Source organism: Bacteroidota bacterium (assembly GCA_016213405.1).
GTDB lineage: Bacteria > Bacteroidota > Bacteroidia > Palsa-948 > Palsa-948 > Palsa-948.
This window is the reverse complement of the sequence record JACRAM010000053.1, coordinates 1-16,805: the sequence shown is the minus strand read 5'-3', so window position 1 is coordinate 16,805 and position 16,805 is coordinate 1. Positions and strand designations below refer to the sequence as shown.

General features: G+C 41.9%; 12 protein-coding genes. 10 read left to right on the top strand and 2 right to left on the bottom strand.

Annotation, left to right across the window (positions count from 1 at the left end; genetic code table 11):
* Positions 1-243 precede the first annotated feature (243 nt).
* The 4 genes from HY841_05695 to HY841_05680 all read left to right on the top strand — a co-directional run bounded on the left by HY841_05695 (position 244) and on the right by HY841_05680 (position 6,896).
* Positions 244-1,485, top strand: coding sequence for a thiolase family protein (locus tag HY841_05695; protein ID MBI4930235.1), 1,242 nt, complete (start codon positions 244-246; stop codon positions 1,483-1,485).
* Positions 1,486-1,574: 89 nt separating this feature from the next.
* Complete coding sequence (locus HY841_05690) at positions 1,575-2,552, top strand: hypothetical protein (GenBank protein ID MBI4930234.1); 978 nt, start codon at positions 1,575-1,577, stop codon at positions 2,550-2,552.
* A gap of 562 nt (positions 2,553-3,114) precedes the next feature.
* Positions 3,115-5,535, top strand: a complete 2,421-nt coding sequence (locus HY841_05685; protein ID MBI4930233.1) for a tail fiber domain-containing protein — start codon at positions 3,115-3,117, stop codon at positions 5,533-5,535.
* Positions 5,536-5,567: 32 nt separating this feature from the next.
* Positions 5,568-6,896, top strand: coding sequence for a T9SS type A sorting domain-containing protein (locus HY841_05680; protein MBI4930232.1), 1,329 nt, complete (start codon positions 5,568-5,570; stop codon positions 6,894-6,896).
* Between the two features lie 116 nt (positions 6,897-7,012).
* Here the strand turns inward: HY841_05680 and HY841_05675 are convergent, their stop codons facing one another.
* Positions 7,013-10,171 (bottom strand): ATP-dependent helicase, encoded by a 3,159-nt coding sequence (locus HY841_05675; protein ID MBI4930231.1) that lies wholly within the window; start codon positions 10,169-10,171, stop codon positions 7,013-7,015.
* A gap of 73 nt (positions 10,172-10,244) precedes the next feature.
* On the opposite strand from HY841_05675, the gene HY841_05670 reads away from it, so the two are divergent.
* The 6 genes from HY841_05670 (at position 10,245) to HY841_05645 (ending at position 15,178) form a co-directional block, all read left to right on the top strand.
* The gene (locus HY841_05670) at positions 10,245-10,514 is read left to right on the top strand and encodes a DUF4160 domain-containing protein (GenBank protein MBI4930230.1); all 270 of its coding nucleotides are present in this window, start codon (positions 10,245-10,247) and stop codon (positions 10,512-10,514) included.
* A 5-nt stretch (positions 10,515-10,519) separates the two neighbouring features.
* A complete protein-coding gene (locus HY841_05665; protein MBI4930229.1) occupies positions 10,520-10,831 on the top strand; it encodes a DUF2442 domain-containing protein in 312 nt (103 codons plus the stop codon).
* Between the two features lie 37 nt (positions 10,832-10,868).
* Positions 10,869-12,158, top strand: coding sequence for a caspase family protein (locus tag HY841_05660; protein ID MBI4930228.1), 1,290 nt, complete (start codon positions 10,869-10,871; stop codon positions 12,156-12,158).
* Entirely contained in the window at positions 12,158-12,364 is a 207-nt protein-coding gene (locus HY841_05655) for a hypothetical protein (GenBank protein MBI4930227.1), read from the top strand. The genes HY841_05660 and HY841_05655 overlap by 1 nt, the downstream gene beginning before the upstream one ends.
* A 9-nt stretch (positions 12,365-12,373) precedes the next feature.
* Entirely contained in the window at positions 12,374-14,497 is a 2,124-nt protein-coding gene (locus HY841_05650) for a hypothetical protein (protein ID MBI4930226.1), read from the top strand.
* 66 nt (positions 14,498-14,563) lie between these two features.
* Positions 14,564-15,178 carry a YdeI/OmpD-associated family protein gene (locus tag HY841_05645; GenBank protein MBI4930225.1) on the top strand — a complete coding sequence of 205 codons (615 nt, stop codon included), beginning with the start codon at positions 14,564-14,566 and terminating at the stop codon, positions 15,176-15,178.
* 399 nt (positions 15,179-15,577) lie between these two features.
* Here HY841_05645 and HY841_05640 read toward each other — a convergent pair whose 3' ends face one another.
* Positions 15,578-16,666, bottom strand: coding sequence for an acyl-CoA desaturase (locus HY841_05640; GenBank protein MBI4930224.1), 1,089 nt, complete (start codon positions 16,664-16,666; stop codon positions 15,578-15,580).
* Positions 16,667-16,805: the final 139 nt, after the last annotated feature.

The window sequence follows — 16,805 nt, the reverse complement described above, 5'->3', positions numbered from 1 at the left end:
CATTTTCTCTGCGGCTCTCCGCGTGTTGTTTTCTCTGTGTTCTCTGCGGTTAATCCCGTTGGATATGATTGTTGTAGACATAAACTTGTAACGAACAGATTATCCTACGGGATTAATTGCTTTTCTGCGTAACATCAGTTAATAACATTGGTGTAAATGCTGAATCATCCGAAATATTTCTTATCAACATTGCTGATATTAATTGTTTTATACATTTGTCGCAACTATTAAATAAAATATAATATGAGACGCGTTGGAATTGTTGGAGCAGGCATCACCGATTGCCGCAGCCGCTGGGTGGAAGCAACTTACTGGAATCTTTTTCAGCAGGCTACCAAAGCAACCCTTGAAGATGCCAAAGTGGATACCGAAGAAGTGGATTCGGTTGTCTATGGTATCTACAACGATATTTTTGAACACCAGGCAATTCCTGAAAGTTCACTCACCGGCATTATCGGAATGCATCACAAACCCGGAGTGCGTGTTACTTCAGGTGGAGCAACCGGTTTTTATGCCATGCGAGCCGCCATTATGGAAGTAGCATCCGGTTATTCTGATTTAGTGCTTTGTATTGGCGGTGAAAAAGCCACCGATTGCTTTGACCCCATTTCAAAAACAGAAACTCCGATGGTGATTGACACCATTGCAAAATCATGGGACCCATTCTTTGAATATCCGCTTGGCGCCACTGCAAGCGATTCGTATATGCAGGTCTGCATGGCGTATAATGATAATCATCCTAACGATATTAACGACCCGGTGGTTCGCGCAAAAATTATTGAGATGCTTTGCCGACAAGGAAACCGTAATCCGTTCGGGCAACGAAGAGATGAAAAAGTTACTGCCGAACAAGTGCTTGAATCGCGCTGGATCATTGCTCCGTTCCTTCGTTTGCTCGAAGTTTGCATGTATACTGAAGGAGCCGGAGGATTGCTTTTCGCCAGCGAGGAGAAAGCAAAAGAAATCAGCAAGAGAACCGGAAGCCCGATTATTTGGGTGAAAGGTGTTGGCGCTGCAAATGAATCATACAACCCGGGCAGAGGCGGGTCTTACAAACCGCTTTACAGGATTGAATCAGACCGCATTGCTGCTGAACGCGCATATAAAATGGCAGGAGTAACTCCAAAAGATATTAAGCTGATTGAGTTGCACGATGCTTTCATCGCTCAATTCATGGTTACCATGGGCGAGATGGGATTTGTTCCGATCGGAAAAACACGCACTCTTGTTGACAACCATATTATGGCTGACATACGCGAACTTGGCGAACATGATGCGCCACGCAACGGACAACTTTTAATTAATCCATCGGGCGGACTTATTTTTGGCGGGCACTTTGTGGGCGGTTCCAATATGTTCTCAACCTGGTCGGCACGCAGAGAAATGATTGCCCGCAATATCCGCTATAGTTTAGTGCACGGAACGGGAGCAATCAATGCCGTGTTTGGCGGAGCGGTAGTGCTTGAATTAGAAGGTGGAAGGTAAATAATATAAAAAAAGTAGACAATATACAGTAGACAATAATCACCGTAATCTTTTTTCTAATCGGTGTAATCTTTATTCATATGAAAGAAATGGTATTAAAACCCGAATTCAATCTTCCGAAAGAAACAACGGAAGTTACCGGGAAAGACGGAAAGCAGTATCTGCAGTTCAACACCAGCATGGCAACGCTTTATAAGCAGACCTTTGGTGAACACTCGCGCTTTTTCATGGCATTAAGAGATGCGCGGCTTATCGGAAGCAAGTGCACCAAATGCGGACAGGTGATGGTGACTGCTGCCACCTGGAATTGCCCTATGTGCAACTTTGCCGAGATGAAAGAAGTTTCTCTTCCGCATCGCGGAATACTGGCACAAACAGCGCCTATCACTATTTTCCCTTCCCAGTCTTTTATCGGACAGGCGCCTTTCTGCCGCGGATATGTGGATGTTGCAACCGATTCTAAGGTGGCATCCTTTCTTCCTTCAAGATTGAGAACCACCACAGGCATTCCGCGCCCGGGAGTTTTTGTTAAAGGCATTGAACTTAAATTGGTTTTTGCCGATACAAGAGTGGGTTCTATCCTTGACATATTCTGGGTGCCTATGTCAGAAGTTCCGGCAAAGCTCAGAAAGAAAGCGCCTCTCTTTGAACGCGAACTCAACTTTGAAAGCCCCAAACTTCCGAAGATAAAAATCAACAAGCTGTTGAAACCGATTTATGATACCCTGATGCAATCGCTGAAGGAAATGTCGGCAAATGTGGCAAAGAGCAAACGCGCCAAGCAAAACCTGGCGGGAAAAAAATTCAGCGTGGGCGTTAAAACAGGCGGTGGCGATTTCACTTTTGTTATCGGAAAAAGCAAAATGGGCATTGCAGCGGGAGTTGCCAGGAAAACCGATTTTATTATTGTGGCAGAAAATCCAAAAGTGTTTCTTGACTGGATAAAAGACGGCTCGCTCACCGATGCGGTGGTGGAAGGCAACCTCTGGCTTCCTTCGCGCGAAGCGTTTATCATATTGCCAACGCTCGACCGGCTGCCCCGCTCTATCAGAAGAGATTTGCATTAGGAAGCCCATCAGCCCATCCCTAACCTTTCCCGATGGCGCCAATACGCTCCATGGAGCAAGGCGCCAATTGAAGGGAACTGAGGAAGGACTTTGTTGGGCTATGTTTATTTTGTTTTTGTTAGATTTTCAACTTTTGCTTCTCAGAACTCAACTTTTGCCTCCAATAACTCAACTATTGCCGACCAAAGTTGAGTTCTGGACGACCAAAGTTGAGATATGAACGACCAACGTTGTGTTCTGAATGACCAAAGTTGTCCGAAGGTCTCCTTTCGGAGATGTCTGAGTGCCAAAAGTTGTGATACAGGCGACAAAAGCAGGGGTCTGATAAACCGAAAACTTAATCCGCAAAAAAAAATCCCGGAGAAGCACAGTACCCGGGATTTTTTTGTTTGCCCCAACCCTGAAGGGTGTATTAGGACTGGGGATTTTCTCCCTTCGGGAGGGGTTGGGGATGGGCTGCGTTAGTTCCATGTTTATATATATTTTTTAAAAACATCTTCAACTATTTCCTGATGTCTTGTTTTATTACTTACTTTGTTCTTTCATCTAATCCATCTTCATCATGACAAATAAAATTATCATTCTCGCAGCAGGGATGTTTTTTTCTTCTTCACTCCTGAAAGTCCTTCCCTTCGGGAAGGATTTAGGATGGGCTTCTTGTTCCGCCCAAAACATCGGCATCAATCCCACAGGCGCTGCTCCTAATTCTTCCGCAGGACTGGATGTTGACTTTGCCAACAAAGGGCTGCTCATCCCGCGCGTGAGTTTAACTTCTACAACAGATGTGATAACCATTGCAAGTCCCGCAACAAGTTTACTTATCTATAATACTAATGCTGCTATGACAGGCGGAGGAGTCGGATACTGGTACTGGGATGGCGCAAAGTGGGTGCAAGCCATAGGACCAACCGGACCAACCGGCACAGCAGGAACAAACGGTACTAACGGAACTAACGGCACCAATGGTACAAACGGAGTTACTGGTCCCACTGGAGCAACCGGCACAGCAGGAACAAATGGTACTAACGGAACTAACGGCACCAATGGAACTAACGGTGTAACTGGTCCCACCGGATTAACCGGCACAGCAGGAACAAATGGCACCAATGGCACTAACGGAACGAATGGAACTAACGGTGTAACTGGTCCCACAGGTGCAACCGGCACAGCAGGAACAAATGGTACGAACGGAACGAACGGCACCAATGGAACAAACGGTGTAACTGGTCCTACTGGTGCAACCGGCACAGCAGGAACAAATGGCACCAATGGAACTAACGGCACCAATGGAACTAACGGTGTAACTGGTCCCACTGGATTAACCGGCACTGCAGGAACAAATGGCACCAATGGAGCACAAGGTCCGACAGGTCCCGCAGGTCCTGTTGGATGCGGCTCGGCAAATTATGTTGTTAAATCAAATGGCGCTTCTGCGGTTTGCAGTATTATCTATGATAATGGAACTAATGTCGGCATCGGAACGGCAGCTCCGGGAGCAAAACTTGATGTGGTTGGAAATGTGAGAGCGGGTTCTGCCACACCCAATGCGTATATGGGAACTCACCCCACTTATGGTAATGGATATGCTTCATGGTGGAAAGATGGCGCTGATTATTCAGTACTCACCGATGGCACCAATTCTTTTTTTAATGCTCCTGTTGCGGCAGGAAATATTTATTTCAGAACTGCCAACAGTGACAAAATGTTTGTGCAGGGAAGCACCGGCAATGTGGGCATCGGCACAACTGCTCCTGCCTACCGCCTTGATTTAAACACCGGAACGTTTGCTTTTGGCAACGGCAATCAAAGAACTGAAACCCGACTTAATGCCGGCTTGCAGGGAAATGCTGGCGCTCAAAGCGGTTTTTTTGAAAACGATGGTGCAACCGTTACCAATTACTACGCAGGCGCTTCAGGATGGCAGCATCTTATAGATGTACGCCACAGTAATCCCGGTAATAATTATGCGCTGCAAATTGCAGGAAGTTTTTTCGATCAGGAACTTTGGTTCAGAAAAACAAATAATAATCCAGCGCAAGCGTGGACAAAAATTATTACCACTGCCAATATCGGCAGCTATGGAGATAACCTCGGCAATCATACAGCTACCACCACACTTAACATGAACGGACAAGCAATAACAAATATTCAGGAATCTTACAACAATGGTTGGTATAGAAATAATGGCGCTTGGACCGGATTATATAATCAGACAACAAACACAGGTATTTTTTCACCGAGCGCTGGCGTTATGGCAATTTATAACAATGGATGGCTTGGCATCGGAACAACTGCTCCCGGATATATGCTTGAAGTAGTGGTAGGCACAACCGGTGGAGCACGTGTTATTTCCGGAAGGACACTTGACAACTGGAATGACGCACTTGGAATATTTCAAATTGATGCCACCGCAGCTTATCTTCCAAGCATTACCTTTCACTGGCCCGGATGGTATGCATCACAATTAAGTCTGTTAAATAACGGGGGTATTGTTGCGATGGATGGAGCGGGCAGCACCGGTGTTCCTTTTTATGCACAAAGTTTTAACGCATGGAGCGACATAAATTCAAAAAAAGATATTTATACTCTTGAAGAAAGTGATTACAATCAGTGCTTAAATAATATCATGCAAATACATTCTATCAAATACCGATACAATAATGAAAGCGATGTGGCTGGTAAAAAAGATGGCGTTGCGTATAGAAAATACCAGCACCTTGGAGTGGAAGCGCAATCACTTCCGGAAGAAGTATATTCTGAACTGCTTAATGCCACTTCTACCGGCAAAGGAAAAGAAGGGATGAATTTTAAAGGATATGGTTTAGGCGATATGGATGGATTGTTGGTGGCAGGCATCAAAGCGATTAATCTGAATCAAATCGGCATGCAGAAAAAACTTGATGAGCAAAACAAAACATTGGAAGCACAGCGAATAGTGATAGAAGAAATGCAAAAGGAAATAGAGATGTTGAAAAAGAAGTAATAATAATTGTTATGTTTGTAATTAATAACGACATGAGAAAACAAATCATTAGGAAAGTACAAAGTACAAAGTACAAAGTACAAGGTACAATCGCAACAGTTTTCTTTACATTGTACATTGTACTTTGTACATCGTACATTTCTTTTTCTCAAAACAACGCCCTCGTTCTCAACGGAGCATTCGTTACCATGAACGGAGGAACAAATATAACTCCGGTTTATCTTGTAGTAAATCAACCAAACGCTTTAGGCATCATCCGAACTGTTAATGGCGGTCATATTATTTCTGAAAGCGATTATAATTTTGTGAAGTGGAACGAAGGCGCTGCAACCGGAAGTTATGTGTATCCATTTGGCTACAGCACTACGGATTATCTACCTTTCACTTTTAATAAAACAGCAGGAGACGCTAATGTTGCTGTTTCCACTTACGCAACGGGCGCTCCGAACACTCCGCTTCCGAATACGGTTACAAACATGAATCCTTCCGGTCCTCTTTCTGACTTAAACAATATGGCGGTGGACAGATTCTGGAGATTGCAAATGGAAAACGGTGTGAGCGCGCCCTCGGCAGATTTAACTTTTTCGTATCGCGGAACAGTGGAAAATACAATAACAGGTATTTTATGTCCTGCAGATGTAGTAACTGCGCAATACTGGAATGGAGGACCTAATTGGGTGGCTCCGGCACTAAACCCCGGCACCGCATGTACGGGTGCCGTAATAGAAACAGCGCAGGCAAACGGAGTTTCTGTTTTCACTACCACTTCTTCCCAGCCATTTGTGCTAGTGAAAAAGACAAACATTCTTCCCGTTGAACTTCTGACATTCATCACTCAATGCGATAACCGAAAAGTAAATGTGAAATGGTCAACTGCATCTGAGTTGAATAATGATTTTTTTACTGTGGAAAGAAGTCCTGATGCGTTGAACTACCTGCCGATCGGATTAGTGAACGGTGCAGGAAACACTTCAACCATTCATAATTATTCTTTCACCGATACAGACCCTCTTTCCGGAACATCCTACTATCGCTTGAAACAAACTGACTTCAACGGCACAACAGAAGTATTTTCTTCCGCTTCTCTTTCTTCCTGCGGAAGCGGAGGATTGAATGTGGTCATCGGGCAGAATCCAACAGTCAACGGAAATGTTTGGGTTTCCATCAGCGGAGCGGAAAACAAAAACGTGCGTGTGATTGTCACCGATATTCTCGGGCAAAATCTTTACACCAAAAACTTCACTGGCATTACCGGTTCTTATCTCCTCAATGCAGAACTCCAGTTAGCAGGAGGAATTTATGTTGTGAGCGCTTCCACCAGCGATGAAGTTTTCAGCAAGAAGATTGTGGTGGCGAGATAAGAAGCCCATCCCCGCCCTTCCCCAAGGGAAGGGAGCAAAACAATTTTTTATTTTACAACTGAAAGTCCTTCCCATTGGGAAGGATTCCCGCCTGCCGGACGGGCAGGTAGGATGGGCTACTGGTTCTTCACAAACCTGCACCACACACAATCCTCTTCTCCGCAACCCTGCGTGAATTCGTGATTCATTATTTTGGTGTAGGTGTCTTTGATTTGTTTTTTTACGATGGCAATATCTTCTTTGCTCACAACTAATTTTACTTTCACAAAATCTTTTGTCTTCTTTTCGTCTTTCAATAAAAAATCTATTTCGCCTGAAACCATTTTCCAGTCTTTGCGCTTGTAACTGTCTAAAAGAATTTTGTAGAAAACAATTTGGCGCCAGTAATCTCCACCATTGGGTTCTTTTTCGCTGGGAGGATTTAATCTTTTTAAACCTTTTTCAGGAATGCCTGTTTTGTAATCCACCACATTGGCATCGGTTCCTGTGAATTCTATTTTATCGAGTTTCCCGTTGATAGGAACTCCGTCCACTTCCACATTTTTAATTGGAATCTCTGTGACAACGATAGTGTTCCATGAGTTCACATATTTATCAAAGTACTCAGGCAAATATTTTTCTCCCAGACTCATTTTGTTTTTGAATCCCACATCGGTGAAAGAACTTCTTTCTTTGAGCAACGCTTTTTCAAATGTCTTTAAGAAGTCCTGCTTAGGAGGAAATCTGGAAGTTTTAACCCGCTCATCAAAAAGCCATTTCATTACGCTGTGCATCGCAACACCAAAAGCGGAATCTTCATTCTTTGCTGAAGGAACTCTTAAGATGTTTTCGTAGTAGAACGCAACCGGACATTTTAAATATTTATCAAGGTGCGTTACGCTCAGCGAATAATCTTCGAGCACAGAATCAATAAATTCTTTTTTAAGAGCAAGAACATTCTGTGCTGTGGCGGTTTCCTGTAAAGTAAGTGAGAGAGCAGTGTATTCAGATATTTTTTCTGAGGATAAATGTTTCTTTTCAATAGCAAGGTCTGTCTTTTCGATTATTTCCTCCACATAGCGTGAGTGCTCTAGAGATTTTCCTTCGTTTGTTTTATCAGCAAACGAAATCTGTAAATGTTCTTTGGCGCGAGTCATTCCTACATAAAATAATCTGCGGGCGCCTTCTAATTTATTTTCTTCGTCTTTTGTTGTGAATGTTAACGTGTCAGGCAAAGAAAATTTATTCGACATGCCTCTTGCTTTTTCCCAGAAGTCGGTCGTGCAGCCAATCATGAACACGTGCTGAAACTCCAGTCCTTTTGCGGAATGCGCTGTGATGAGGTTCACCCCGTTCTCCTCGTATACTGTTTTATTTATCGAGAGAGAAATTTTTGTTTCTCTCATTTGCTGAATCATCTCTACAAATTCTTTTATGCTGATAAGCGGTCGTTTCATCGATTCTGATTTGATGAAATCGAAAATGGTAGCAACCACCTGCAATAACCAGGTACGTTCAGGGGAATCAAGAATATGTTTCCTGATTCCTCCCCATTCCAGAATTTTTTCAAAGAGGATTTGCAGTGTAGAGTTGGAGGCTTCTGTGAGCCAGCGTGTGATGTTCTCTTCAAAGAAAATAACGGAACCGTAGTTTTCCAGATTCAGTTTTTTCAGTTCATCATAGTTCGCAAGGAACTCTCTCCAGCGTGTTCCGTAATTTTTTCCAAGGTGAGAAGAGATTCTCGCTACATCTCGCGGAGAGATATTGAAAAACCGATAGTGCATTATCTCGAACAGCAAATGCTCACCGCTGTTGGGTTTGTGGTTCTCTTCTTTCAGATAAGTAAGAATGTTCAGTATCTGCTGAATGATGGGCAGTTCAAGAATATTTATTTTCTTTTTTACGTTGTAGGGAATTCCTTTTTTCTCGAGAAGAGAAATTATATTTTCTGCTTGGCGGTGCTTTGCGTAGATGATGGCAACTTCAGATAGTCTTGAGTCGTTAGTTTTGAGTCTTGAGAGTTGTTCTACTATGTCAGCCTCTTCGTGGGCAGTATTATAATATGCTACAAGATTTGGTTGTGGACTAATGACTAATGACTCATGACTCATGACTTTAGAGGCAACCAACGTTTTATTCAGATTCGGAATTTTTTTAAGAATCGGTTCCTGATTAACCAGGCGCTGAGTATTGTTATCAATCACAGCTTTTGCAGAGTCAAGAATTTTTTGTGTGGAGCGGTAATTCTCTTTAAGAATAACAACTTCCATCTCTTTTTCGTAGCGCTCAAAGAAAGCAGTCATGTTTTTTACGCGAGCACCCTGAAATTCGAAAATGCACTGGTCATCATCTCCAACCACAAACACATTCGGATTATCCCAGAAGTCTATCAGCAGTTGCAATAATTCATTCTGCGCACCGCTGGTATCCTGATATTCATCCACCAAAAAGTATTGATACCATTCCTGATAACCGCGCAAAAAGTTTTCATCTTTCTTAAATGCATTCAGCACCCACAAAATCATATCCGAATAATCATAGCGGTCGCGGTCTTTCATCATCTTGCAGTAAAGAGGGAAAAGGTCTGCCGCAGCGCGGAGCAATTCCATTTTCTCTTTCACTTCGTCCACATCTTTTTTCTTCACATCGCCAACTTTTATTCCTGCTTTTGAATTTGCTTTCTTGTATAAAAATTCTTCGCGGTTCGGCAAATCATTTATGTATTCATCAATTTGTTTTGAAACATATTCATGAGTCCAGTCTTCTTCCTTCATCATCCTGAACAGATCATTCATTCGGGGAATGTCATAATAGATATCTCCTTTCAATCTCTTGAGCGGATGTTTTGCATCCAAAGAATCTATCATGTCCTGAAGCAGCTGCACATTCTCCAGTTCTGAAATGGGTTCCAGTTCGCGCTTGCCGAAATAATCCAGGTTGTGCTGAATGATATCGTTGCAGAAAGCGTGAAACGTGTAGATGTTAACGCGGTAAGCCGTGGGACCGATGAATTGCAATAAACGATTTCTCATCGCAACAGTTCCCGCATCGGTGTAAGTGAGACAAAGAATATTGTGCGGAGCAACTTGTAAATCAGATTTAAGAATATAACCAATGCGCCCGGCAATGATTTGTGTTTTGCCCGTGCCCGGACCGGCAATCACCATCACGGGACCTTCAATATGTTCCACAGCTTTGCGCTGTTCTTTATTCAGACGAGCAAGTTCGGCAGTGAATTGCTTTTCGTACTTGTCCCTTTGGGAATGAGATTTGGTATGTTGAGTTTTTTCAGACACATTTCAAAAGTATAAATTAAAATCACAAAAAATGATTATGTTGATAATACACTAAACTGTTTTATCTTTGCACATGCCTGTTATTTCAATGTTCTATGGAATATTTATCATGATGTATTTCATGGATAAGAAGGGACATCATTTACCTCATATTCATGTAAAATGTCAGGGTGAAGAATCAGTATTTGCTATTCCATCGGGCAAATTACTGGAAGGAAAAATTTTTGCTAACAAAAGAAAATTAGTTGAAGCATGGATTGAAATACATAAGGAAGAGCTGATGGCAGACTGGGAACTTGCACAAAGTGGAAAACAACCGCGTAAAATAGAACCGTTAAAATAATAAAAATGAACCCGAGAATTACAGCAGTAAAAGCGAATCCGGATTTCACTCTTGTACTTACTTTTGCAAACAGACAAAAGCGAATATTTGATATGAAACCCTACCTCCCAATAGGAGTTTTCAGGCAATTAAAAAAATATTCAAAGTTTAAGAAAGTCAAACCTTTTCTCGGAAGTATTGCTTGGGCAACAGGGCAAGACCTTTGTCCCGATACGCTATATTTAGACAGCAAACGAATCTACAAAACTGAACATAAGGAGTCTTTATCCGTTGCTGCCGAACCTAAAGCGCAATACCGAAAAACAAAGCGCAAATAATAAATAATCTTTTTTCACCAGTCGTAAAACTTCTTTCATGAAAAAAATACTTAGCATACTGATTCTGGCATTAGTGGTTACATTTTCATTCGCCAGTGGAAATGACAAACCAACACGCGTAGCCATACTGTATTTTGATAACTCAGGCGATGCGGCTTTGGAGAAATTAAAAAAAGGTTTGGCGGATATGCTGATCACCGATCTCTCAACTGTTAAAACGCTTAGTCTGGTGGAGCGGGACAGACTCGAAGAGATTCTCAAGGAACAGAAGATGAGCAATTCAAAAAGTTTTGACGCTGCCACTGCTTCGAAAATCGGAAAGCTGCTTGGCGCTGAAATAATACTGACTGGAGGATTTTTTGAAATGATGGGAACATTCAGGGTAGATGCAAGGATCATTGATGTAGAGACAGGAAAGATATTGAAGTCAGACGGTGTGGAAGGAGAAACTAAAAGTTTCTTCTCGCTGGAAAAAGAACTGGTCAAGAAGATATTGACCAACCTGGATGTTAAATTAAGTGAGGATGAAACAACCGGTTTCAATAAATCCGGAAAAGAACAGGAGATCAGTTACCAGGCGGCTAAGATATATTCTAAGGCGCTTGATGCAATTGATAAGGGAAATCATCAGGAGGCTTCTGAAATACTAAATGTGGTATTAATGGAGAATGAAGGATTTGCACCGGCAAGGAAAGAGTCGATAAAAATAAACAACATGTTGGCGAAGGATTCTGTAGAAAATAAAATGCGCGGCACTGGCGATCCCTTAAAAGGATTGAACGTAAGTAAAGGAACCGCACCTATCGGAACCGGAAAATATTATGCATTGCTGATAGGTATTGATAAGTACAGCGGAACATGGCCGACCCTTAACACTGCCGTGAATGACGCAAAGAAAATCGAATCTGTTTTAACTGCTAAATATAAATTCGATAAGTTCATTACACTTTATAATGGAGAAGCCACACGCGCAGCCATCTTCGATAAATTTGAATGGCTCGTTGAAAATATTTCCGAGAATGATAATGTGCTGGTTTATTTTTCCGGTCATGGCGAGTTCAAAGCCAGTCTCAAAAAAGGATATTGGATTCCGGTGGATGCTGCGAGCAGTTCCACTTCGTCTTATATTTCCAACAACGATATTCAAACTTTCCTCGCAGCCATTAAATCAAAGCACACGCTGATGATTTCGGATGCCTGTTTCAGCGGAGATATTTTCAGAGGAAATACCATCTCAGTTCCTTTTGAGCAGTCAGAGAAATATTATAAGCAGGTCTATAATCTTAACTCACGCAAAGCAATTTCCTCAGGAGGAATTGAGCCCTGATGGATGGAGGCAAAGACGGACATTCCATCTTCGCGTATTATTTTATCAAGAGCATTGAAGCAAACAAGGATAAATACCTGGATGCAAGCCAGCTTTATGACAGCATTAAAGTTCCCATCGTGAATAATTCAGAGCAAACTCCTATGTTCCAGCCGATAAAAAATACCGGAGATGAAGGCGGGCAATTTGTTTTTATTCTTAAATAAAAATCTGTAATGCGGATATTTTTAACAGCCTTTAAACGCAAAGAGCGCGGAGATACAACCCGCAAAGGGCACAGAGTATTCTTCGCGTTCTCTGCGTGTATTCTCTCTGCGTTCTCTGCGGTAAATGTATTGGCTGCCGAAACCATTGCCGTTTCTTATTTCGATAACACTTCTCACATAGTTTCGTACGACCCGCTTTCAAAAGGTATTTCCGATATGCTGATAACCGACCTCAGCAAAATTCAGGGCGTGACGATTGTGGAACGCAGCCGGTTGGAAGACATCCTCAAAGAAATAGAACTGAACAAAAGCAAATACTTTGACGAAGCCACCGCGCAGAAACTGGGAAAAGGTCTCGGTGCTAAATCCATTCTCACAGGCGCTTACATTTTTCTGAATGACGTGCTCCGCATTGACGCGCGCATGGTGGATGTGCAGAGTGGAAAAATTATCATGGCGGAATCGGTGAACTGCAATAAGGATGATTTCTTCACCGGCTACAAACAACTGGTGGAACTCATCACAAAACAAATGAAGCTCAGTCTTCCCGCAACATCTTCACTCGCACCGAAAAATAATAATGTGGGACTGAATGCCGTGGTGCAATATTCAAAAGCACTTGACTTTGCCGATAAAGGATTGAACGATGATGCCAGCACACTCCTTGCCAGCACCGTAAAACAGTTTCCCGATTTCGGATTTGCGAAAAACAAATTAGATGAGTTAAAAGCATGGATGAAGGAAATGGACAAGCAGCACGAACTTCGCGTTGCAGAAGAAACTAAAAAGCTCATAGCAGGTATTGATACTAAAGACCCACTGCTGGGGCAGCAGATCGGCAAAGTGTGGACAATGCTGCTCACCTCGTGGAGTTACACAAAGATTCTTTCATTCAATAATGAACTGCGCACGAAGGGAATTAAAGATGATTTCAAACTATACGGAGAAACGGTGGCTATCACCTTTGGAGAAATGATGTTATACTATGAATGCCTTTCCCATTATTCGTTAAAAGATAATCAGAAAATTATTGAAACAGGAAAACAGTTCATGGAGAAATACCCAACAAGCATGTATTACTCCAGTATTAAGATGTACATGGAACAGGCAGTTGCCGAACTGGAGAAACGCGAAAAAGGAAAAGCGGTGATTGACGAAGAGCTGATGAAAACAGAACTTGAAGTGTATGTAGATTTTTTCGACAGCTATAAATTCAAAAATGCGCTGGAGCTTTCCTCAAAAAAAGACTATGAGTTTTATAAAAACATTTACACACAGCGCGTGCTGGGTTTTGGAGACGAACTGCTCAAAGGAATGATTGCCGATAATAAATTCAGCATAGAAGAACTTTTCACATTCAGAAATGCGGCAGAGCGTTTTGAGGATGTTGTTACGCTTGACAAGATAGCAGCCAAATCAAAAATCTTCGGAGATGAAGCCATCCGCGTTGAAGAAGAAATAATCTCCAACAAAAAAGGAATAGAGAAACAAAAAAAGTTTGTTACAGAAGCAAAGCAAAAGTTTGCAGACAAAAATGAAAAAGAAATTGAACAACTGGCAAGAGACGGAAGAGAACTGGACGAAAGCATGGATTTTTCCTTTGAGGAAAGCGTAATGCGTCTTTACTTAAAGCAAAACGAAACAGCAAAAAGCACCTACTACCGCTACGATGCCTGGAAACATTTAATAATCTCTGTGCTGGCGCAGGGCAAAACCGAAGAAGCCAAAGCCGAACTGAAAAACTTTCAGAACGATAAAATACTTTATGCGCAAGACTCCATGCGTTTTAAGAGAGAGTTTGTAAGCCTTAAGAACGACTTTAACGAAAAGCAGAAAATAATGGAAGAGGACAAACAAAACGCCCTGCAGCAACTGGTGTATGAAAAAAAGGTGGAGACCTACTCAGACCACAACCAATATGCCGATGAAGCCGCCACGCGTCTGCAGCTCATAAACAATTACAACCTGCCCGCTGATAAAAATGAACTGCAGCTTTTCAAACTCGTGTATGCCTATTACAACATTGGTTATTTTGACGAAGCCCGCAAAACAGCAAAGTTCCTGCAGGATAAATATCCCAAGGGCTCACTCGCTCCCTCTATTGAAAGTTTGATGAAGTATATGCCTCAGTAATTGGACTGTTGGCAGGAAGGATAAACGATTACATAACCCCGACACTTGTAAATAAAATAACCTATTATGACAAAAAGTAAAATGAATCCTAAGGTTGATTTTTATTTTAGTAAAGCCAACCTGCCTGCCGGCAAGGCAAAAAAGTGGCAGGAAGAAATCAAAAAATTGAGAATGATCATTCTTACCTGCGGTCTGACTGAAGAATTAAAGTGGGGTGTTCCTTGTTACACGTTTCAGGAAAGTAACATAGTTTTAATACATGGATTTAAAGAATACTGTGCGCTTTTGTTTTTCAAAGGCGCCTTGTTACATGATACCAATGGTATTCTAATCCAACAAACGAAGAATGTGCAGGCAGGGCGCCAGATCCGGTTCACCAATGTTCGGGAAATAGTGAAAATGGAAACCATCTTGAAATCCTATATTAATGAAGCCATTGAAGTGGAAAAAGCCGGTTTGAAAGTAGATTTCAAAAAGAATACAGAACTTATATTTCCTGAAGAATTTCAAAAAAAATTAGATGAAATCCCTGCCCTGAAAACAGCTTTTGATGCATTGACACCGGGACGACAAAGAGCATATAATCTTTTTTTTTCTGCACCCAAACAATCCAAAACCCGTGAGTCAAGGGTAGAGAAATGTATGCAGAAAATTCTCAATGGAAAGGGATTAAATGATTGATAAATTCTTTGCCTGCCGCAGGTAGGTTCAGGTAAGGATGGTGTTTATCCCGATGAATAGCGGGTCTACAATCTTTTGAAACAAAAACGATTTCTGATTCTATCCTTCGCGCGTTATTCTTTATCCTTATCTCATCTGTGTTTTCATATTTTTTATCTTCTGTTTTGAAATATTTTTAAGCACACTTTATGGGAACCTCTAAAAACTCAAATCACAAAAAACAAAACACAAACCTGCCTGCGCAGGCAGGTAATATCCAATCATCAAAATTCAAATGACCAAAACAAAGCAAAACTGTATTCGTTTCGGATTTTGGTATTTGAATTTGGAATTTACCTGCCCCGCACATAAAAATTATGCGAGGGGTTTATGCGGCTCTTACTCTGTTTATGTGCGGGGTTAGGGTCGGGGCAAATTTTTTCTCCCCAGCACCTTCAGCATTCTTGTATGCGAAGCAAGCGCTTTCACAAAAGAGGGCTTCATATTATAAGGAAGTCCGTACTCGCGGGCTGTTCTTTCCACAATGTGAGAAATTTTTCGGTAGTGAATGTGGCAGATATTTGGAAAAAGGTGATGTTCGATTTGGAAGTTCAGCCCGCCTACAAACCAATTGATGAAAGGATTGTTGCGCGCAAAGTTTGAAGTGGTTTGCAACTGGTGAATTGCCCATTCGTTTTCAATATTTCCATTTGAAGATGGCAGGGGCTGTTCAACTCCTTCCACCAGGTGCGCCATCTGAAAAACAATTGCCATAATAAACCCGCTTGTGCAAAGCATGATAACGAAGCCAAGAAGAATTTGCCACCAGGTAAAATCGGAGAACAAAAGCGGCAATCCGATTGCAGTGAAAAAGAAAATAAGTTTTGAAACGATAAGTATTATGTATTCAAGGGTCGGCTTGGAGTTTTGCTGGCGAATAAATCCATTTCTGTTATAACGGTGCAATTGATAGAAATCATTTACCAATTTTCTGAGCAGCATTAAACTATATAGGAAGAACGCATAGATATATTGAAAGCGGTGAATTTTTTTCAGGGGCGCATGAACGGACAGCCGTAAAGCAGTCCTTGATTCAATATCCTCATCCATTCCCTGAATATTTGTGAATGTGTGATGAAGAACATTGTGCTGAATCTTCCAGTTAAAGGTGGTGGAGCCGAGCATATAAATAGTGCTTCCCATCAATTCGTTCAGCCACCCTATTTTGGAAGATGACCCGTGCAGCCCATCGTGCATCACCGACATGCCTGTGCCTGCCATGCCTATTCCCATAATAACAGCAAGCGGGAAAATCATCCAGCCGTACATGGGAATGGTGAGCATCAAAATGAAAGGAGCCAGGTAAATGAAAATCATTACAAAAGATTTCAGGGCTGTCTTCCAGTTTCCCTTAGTGGATATTCCTTTCTCTTTGAAATAATCATTCACGTTTTTTCTCAGCGATGACATGAATTGCGATTTATCTCTTTCGAATTGCATTATTTTCATGTAAAGAACCCTGCGCCAAGAGCGCAGGGCGTTATTATTTTATTTTTCACAATTCAAAAAGTTTCAACTGCTTGACATCATTATGACGACCTTGATTACGAATATAATTCTCAATCGTCTTTTTACTTCCTCGACCGCT

Bases quoted from the DNA above. Each gene is read 5' to 3' on its own strand.
- HY841_05660 (MBI4930228.1), top strand. From the start codon at position 10,869: ATGAAAAAAATACTTAGCATACTGATTCTGGCATTAGTGGTTACATTT.
- HY841_05690 (MBI4930234.1), top strand. From the start codon at position 1,575: ATGGTATTAAAACCCGAATTCAATCTTCCGAAAGAAACAACGGAAGTT.
- HY841_05665 (MBI4930229.1), top strand. From the start codon at position 10,520: ATGAACCCGAGAATTACAGCAGTAAAAGCGAATCCGGATTTCACTCTT.
- HY841_05670 (MBI4930230.1), top strand. From the start codon at position 10,245: ATGCCTGTTATTTCAATGTTCTATGGAATATTTATCATGATGTATTTC.
- HY841_05645 (MBI4930225.1), top strand. From the start codon at position 14,564: ATGACAAAAAGTAAAATGAATCCTAAGGTTGATTTTTATTTTAGTAAA.
- HY841_05655 (MBI4930227.1), top strand. From the start codon at position 12,158: ATGGATGGAGGCAAAGACGGACATTCCATCTTCGCGTATTATTTTATC.
- HY841_05685 (MBI4930233.1), top strand. From the start codon at position 3,115: ATGACAAATAAAATTATCATTCTCGCAGCAGGGATGTTTTTTTCTTCT.
- HY841_05650 (MBI4930226.1), top strand. From the start codon at position 12,374: ATGCGGATATTTTTAACAGCCTTTAAACGCAAAGAGCGCGGAGATACA.
- HY841_05640 (MBI4930224.1), bottom strand. From the start codon at position 16,666: ATGAAAATAATGCAATTCGAAAGAGATAAATCGCAATTCATGTCATCG.
- HY841_05680 (MBI4930232.1), top strand. From the start codon at position 5,568: ATGAGAAAACAAATCATTAGGAAAGTACAAAGTACAAAGTACAAAGTA.
- HY841_05695 (MBI4930235.1), top strand. From the start codon at position 244: ATGAGACGCGTTGGAATTGTTGGAGCAGGCATCACCGATTGCCGCAGC.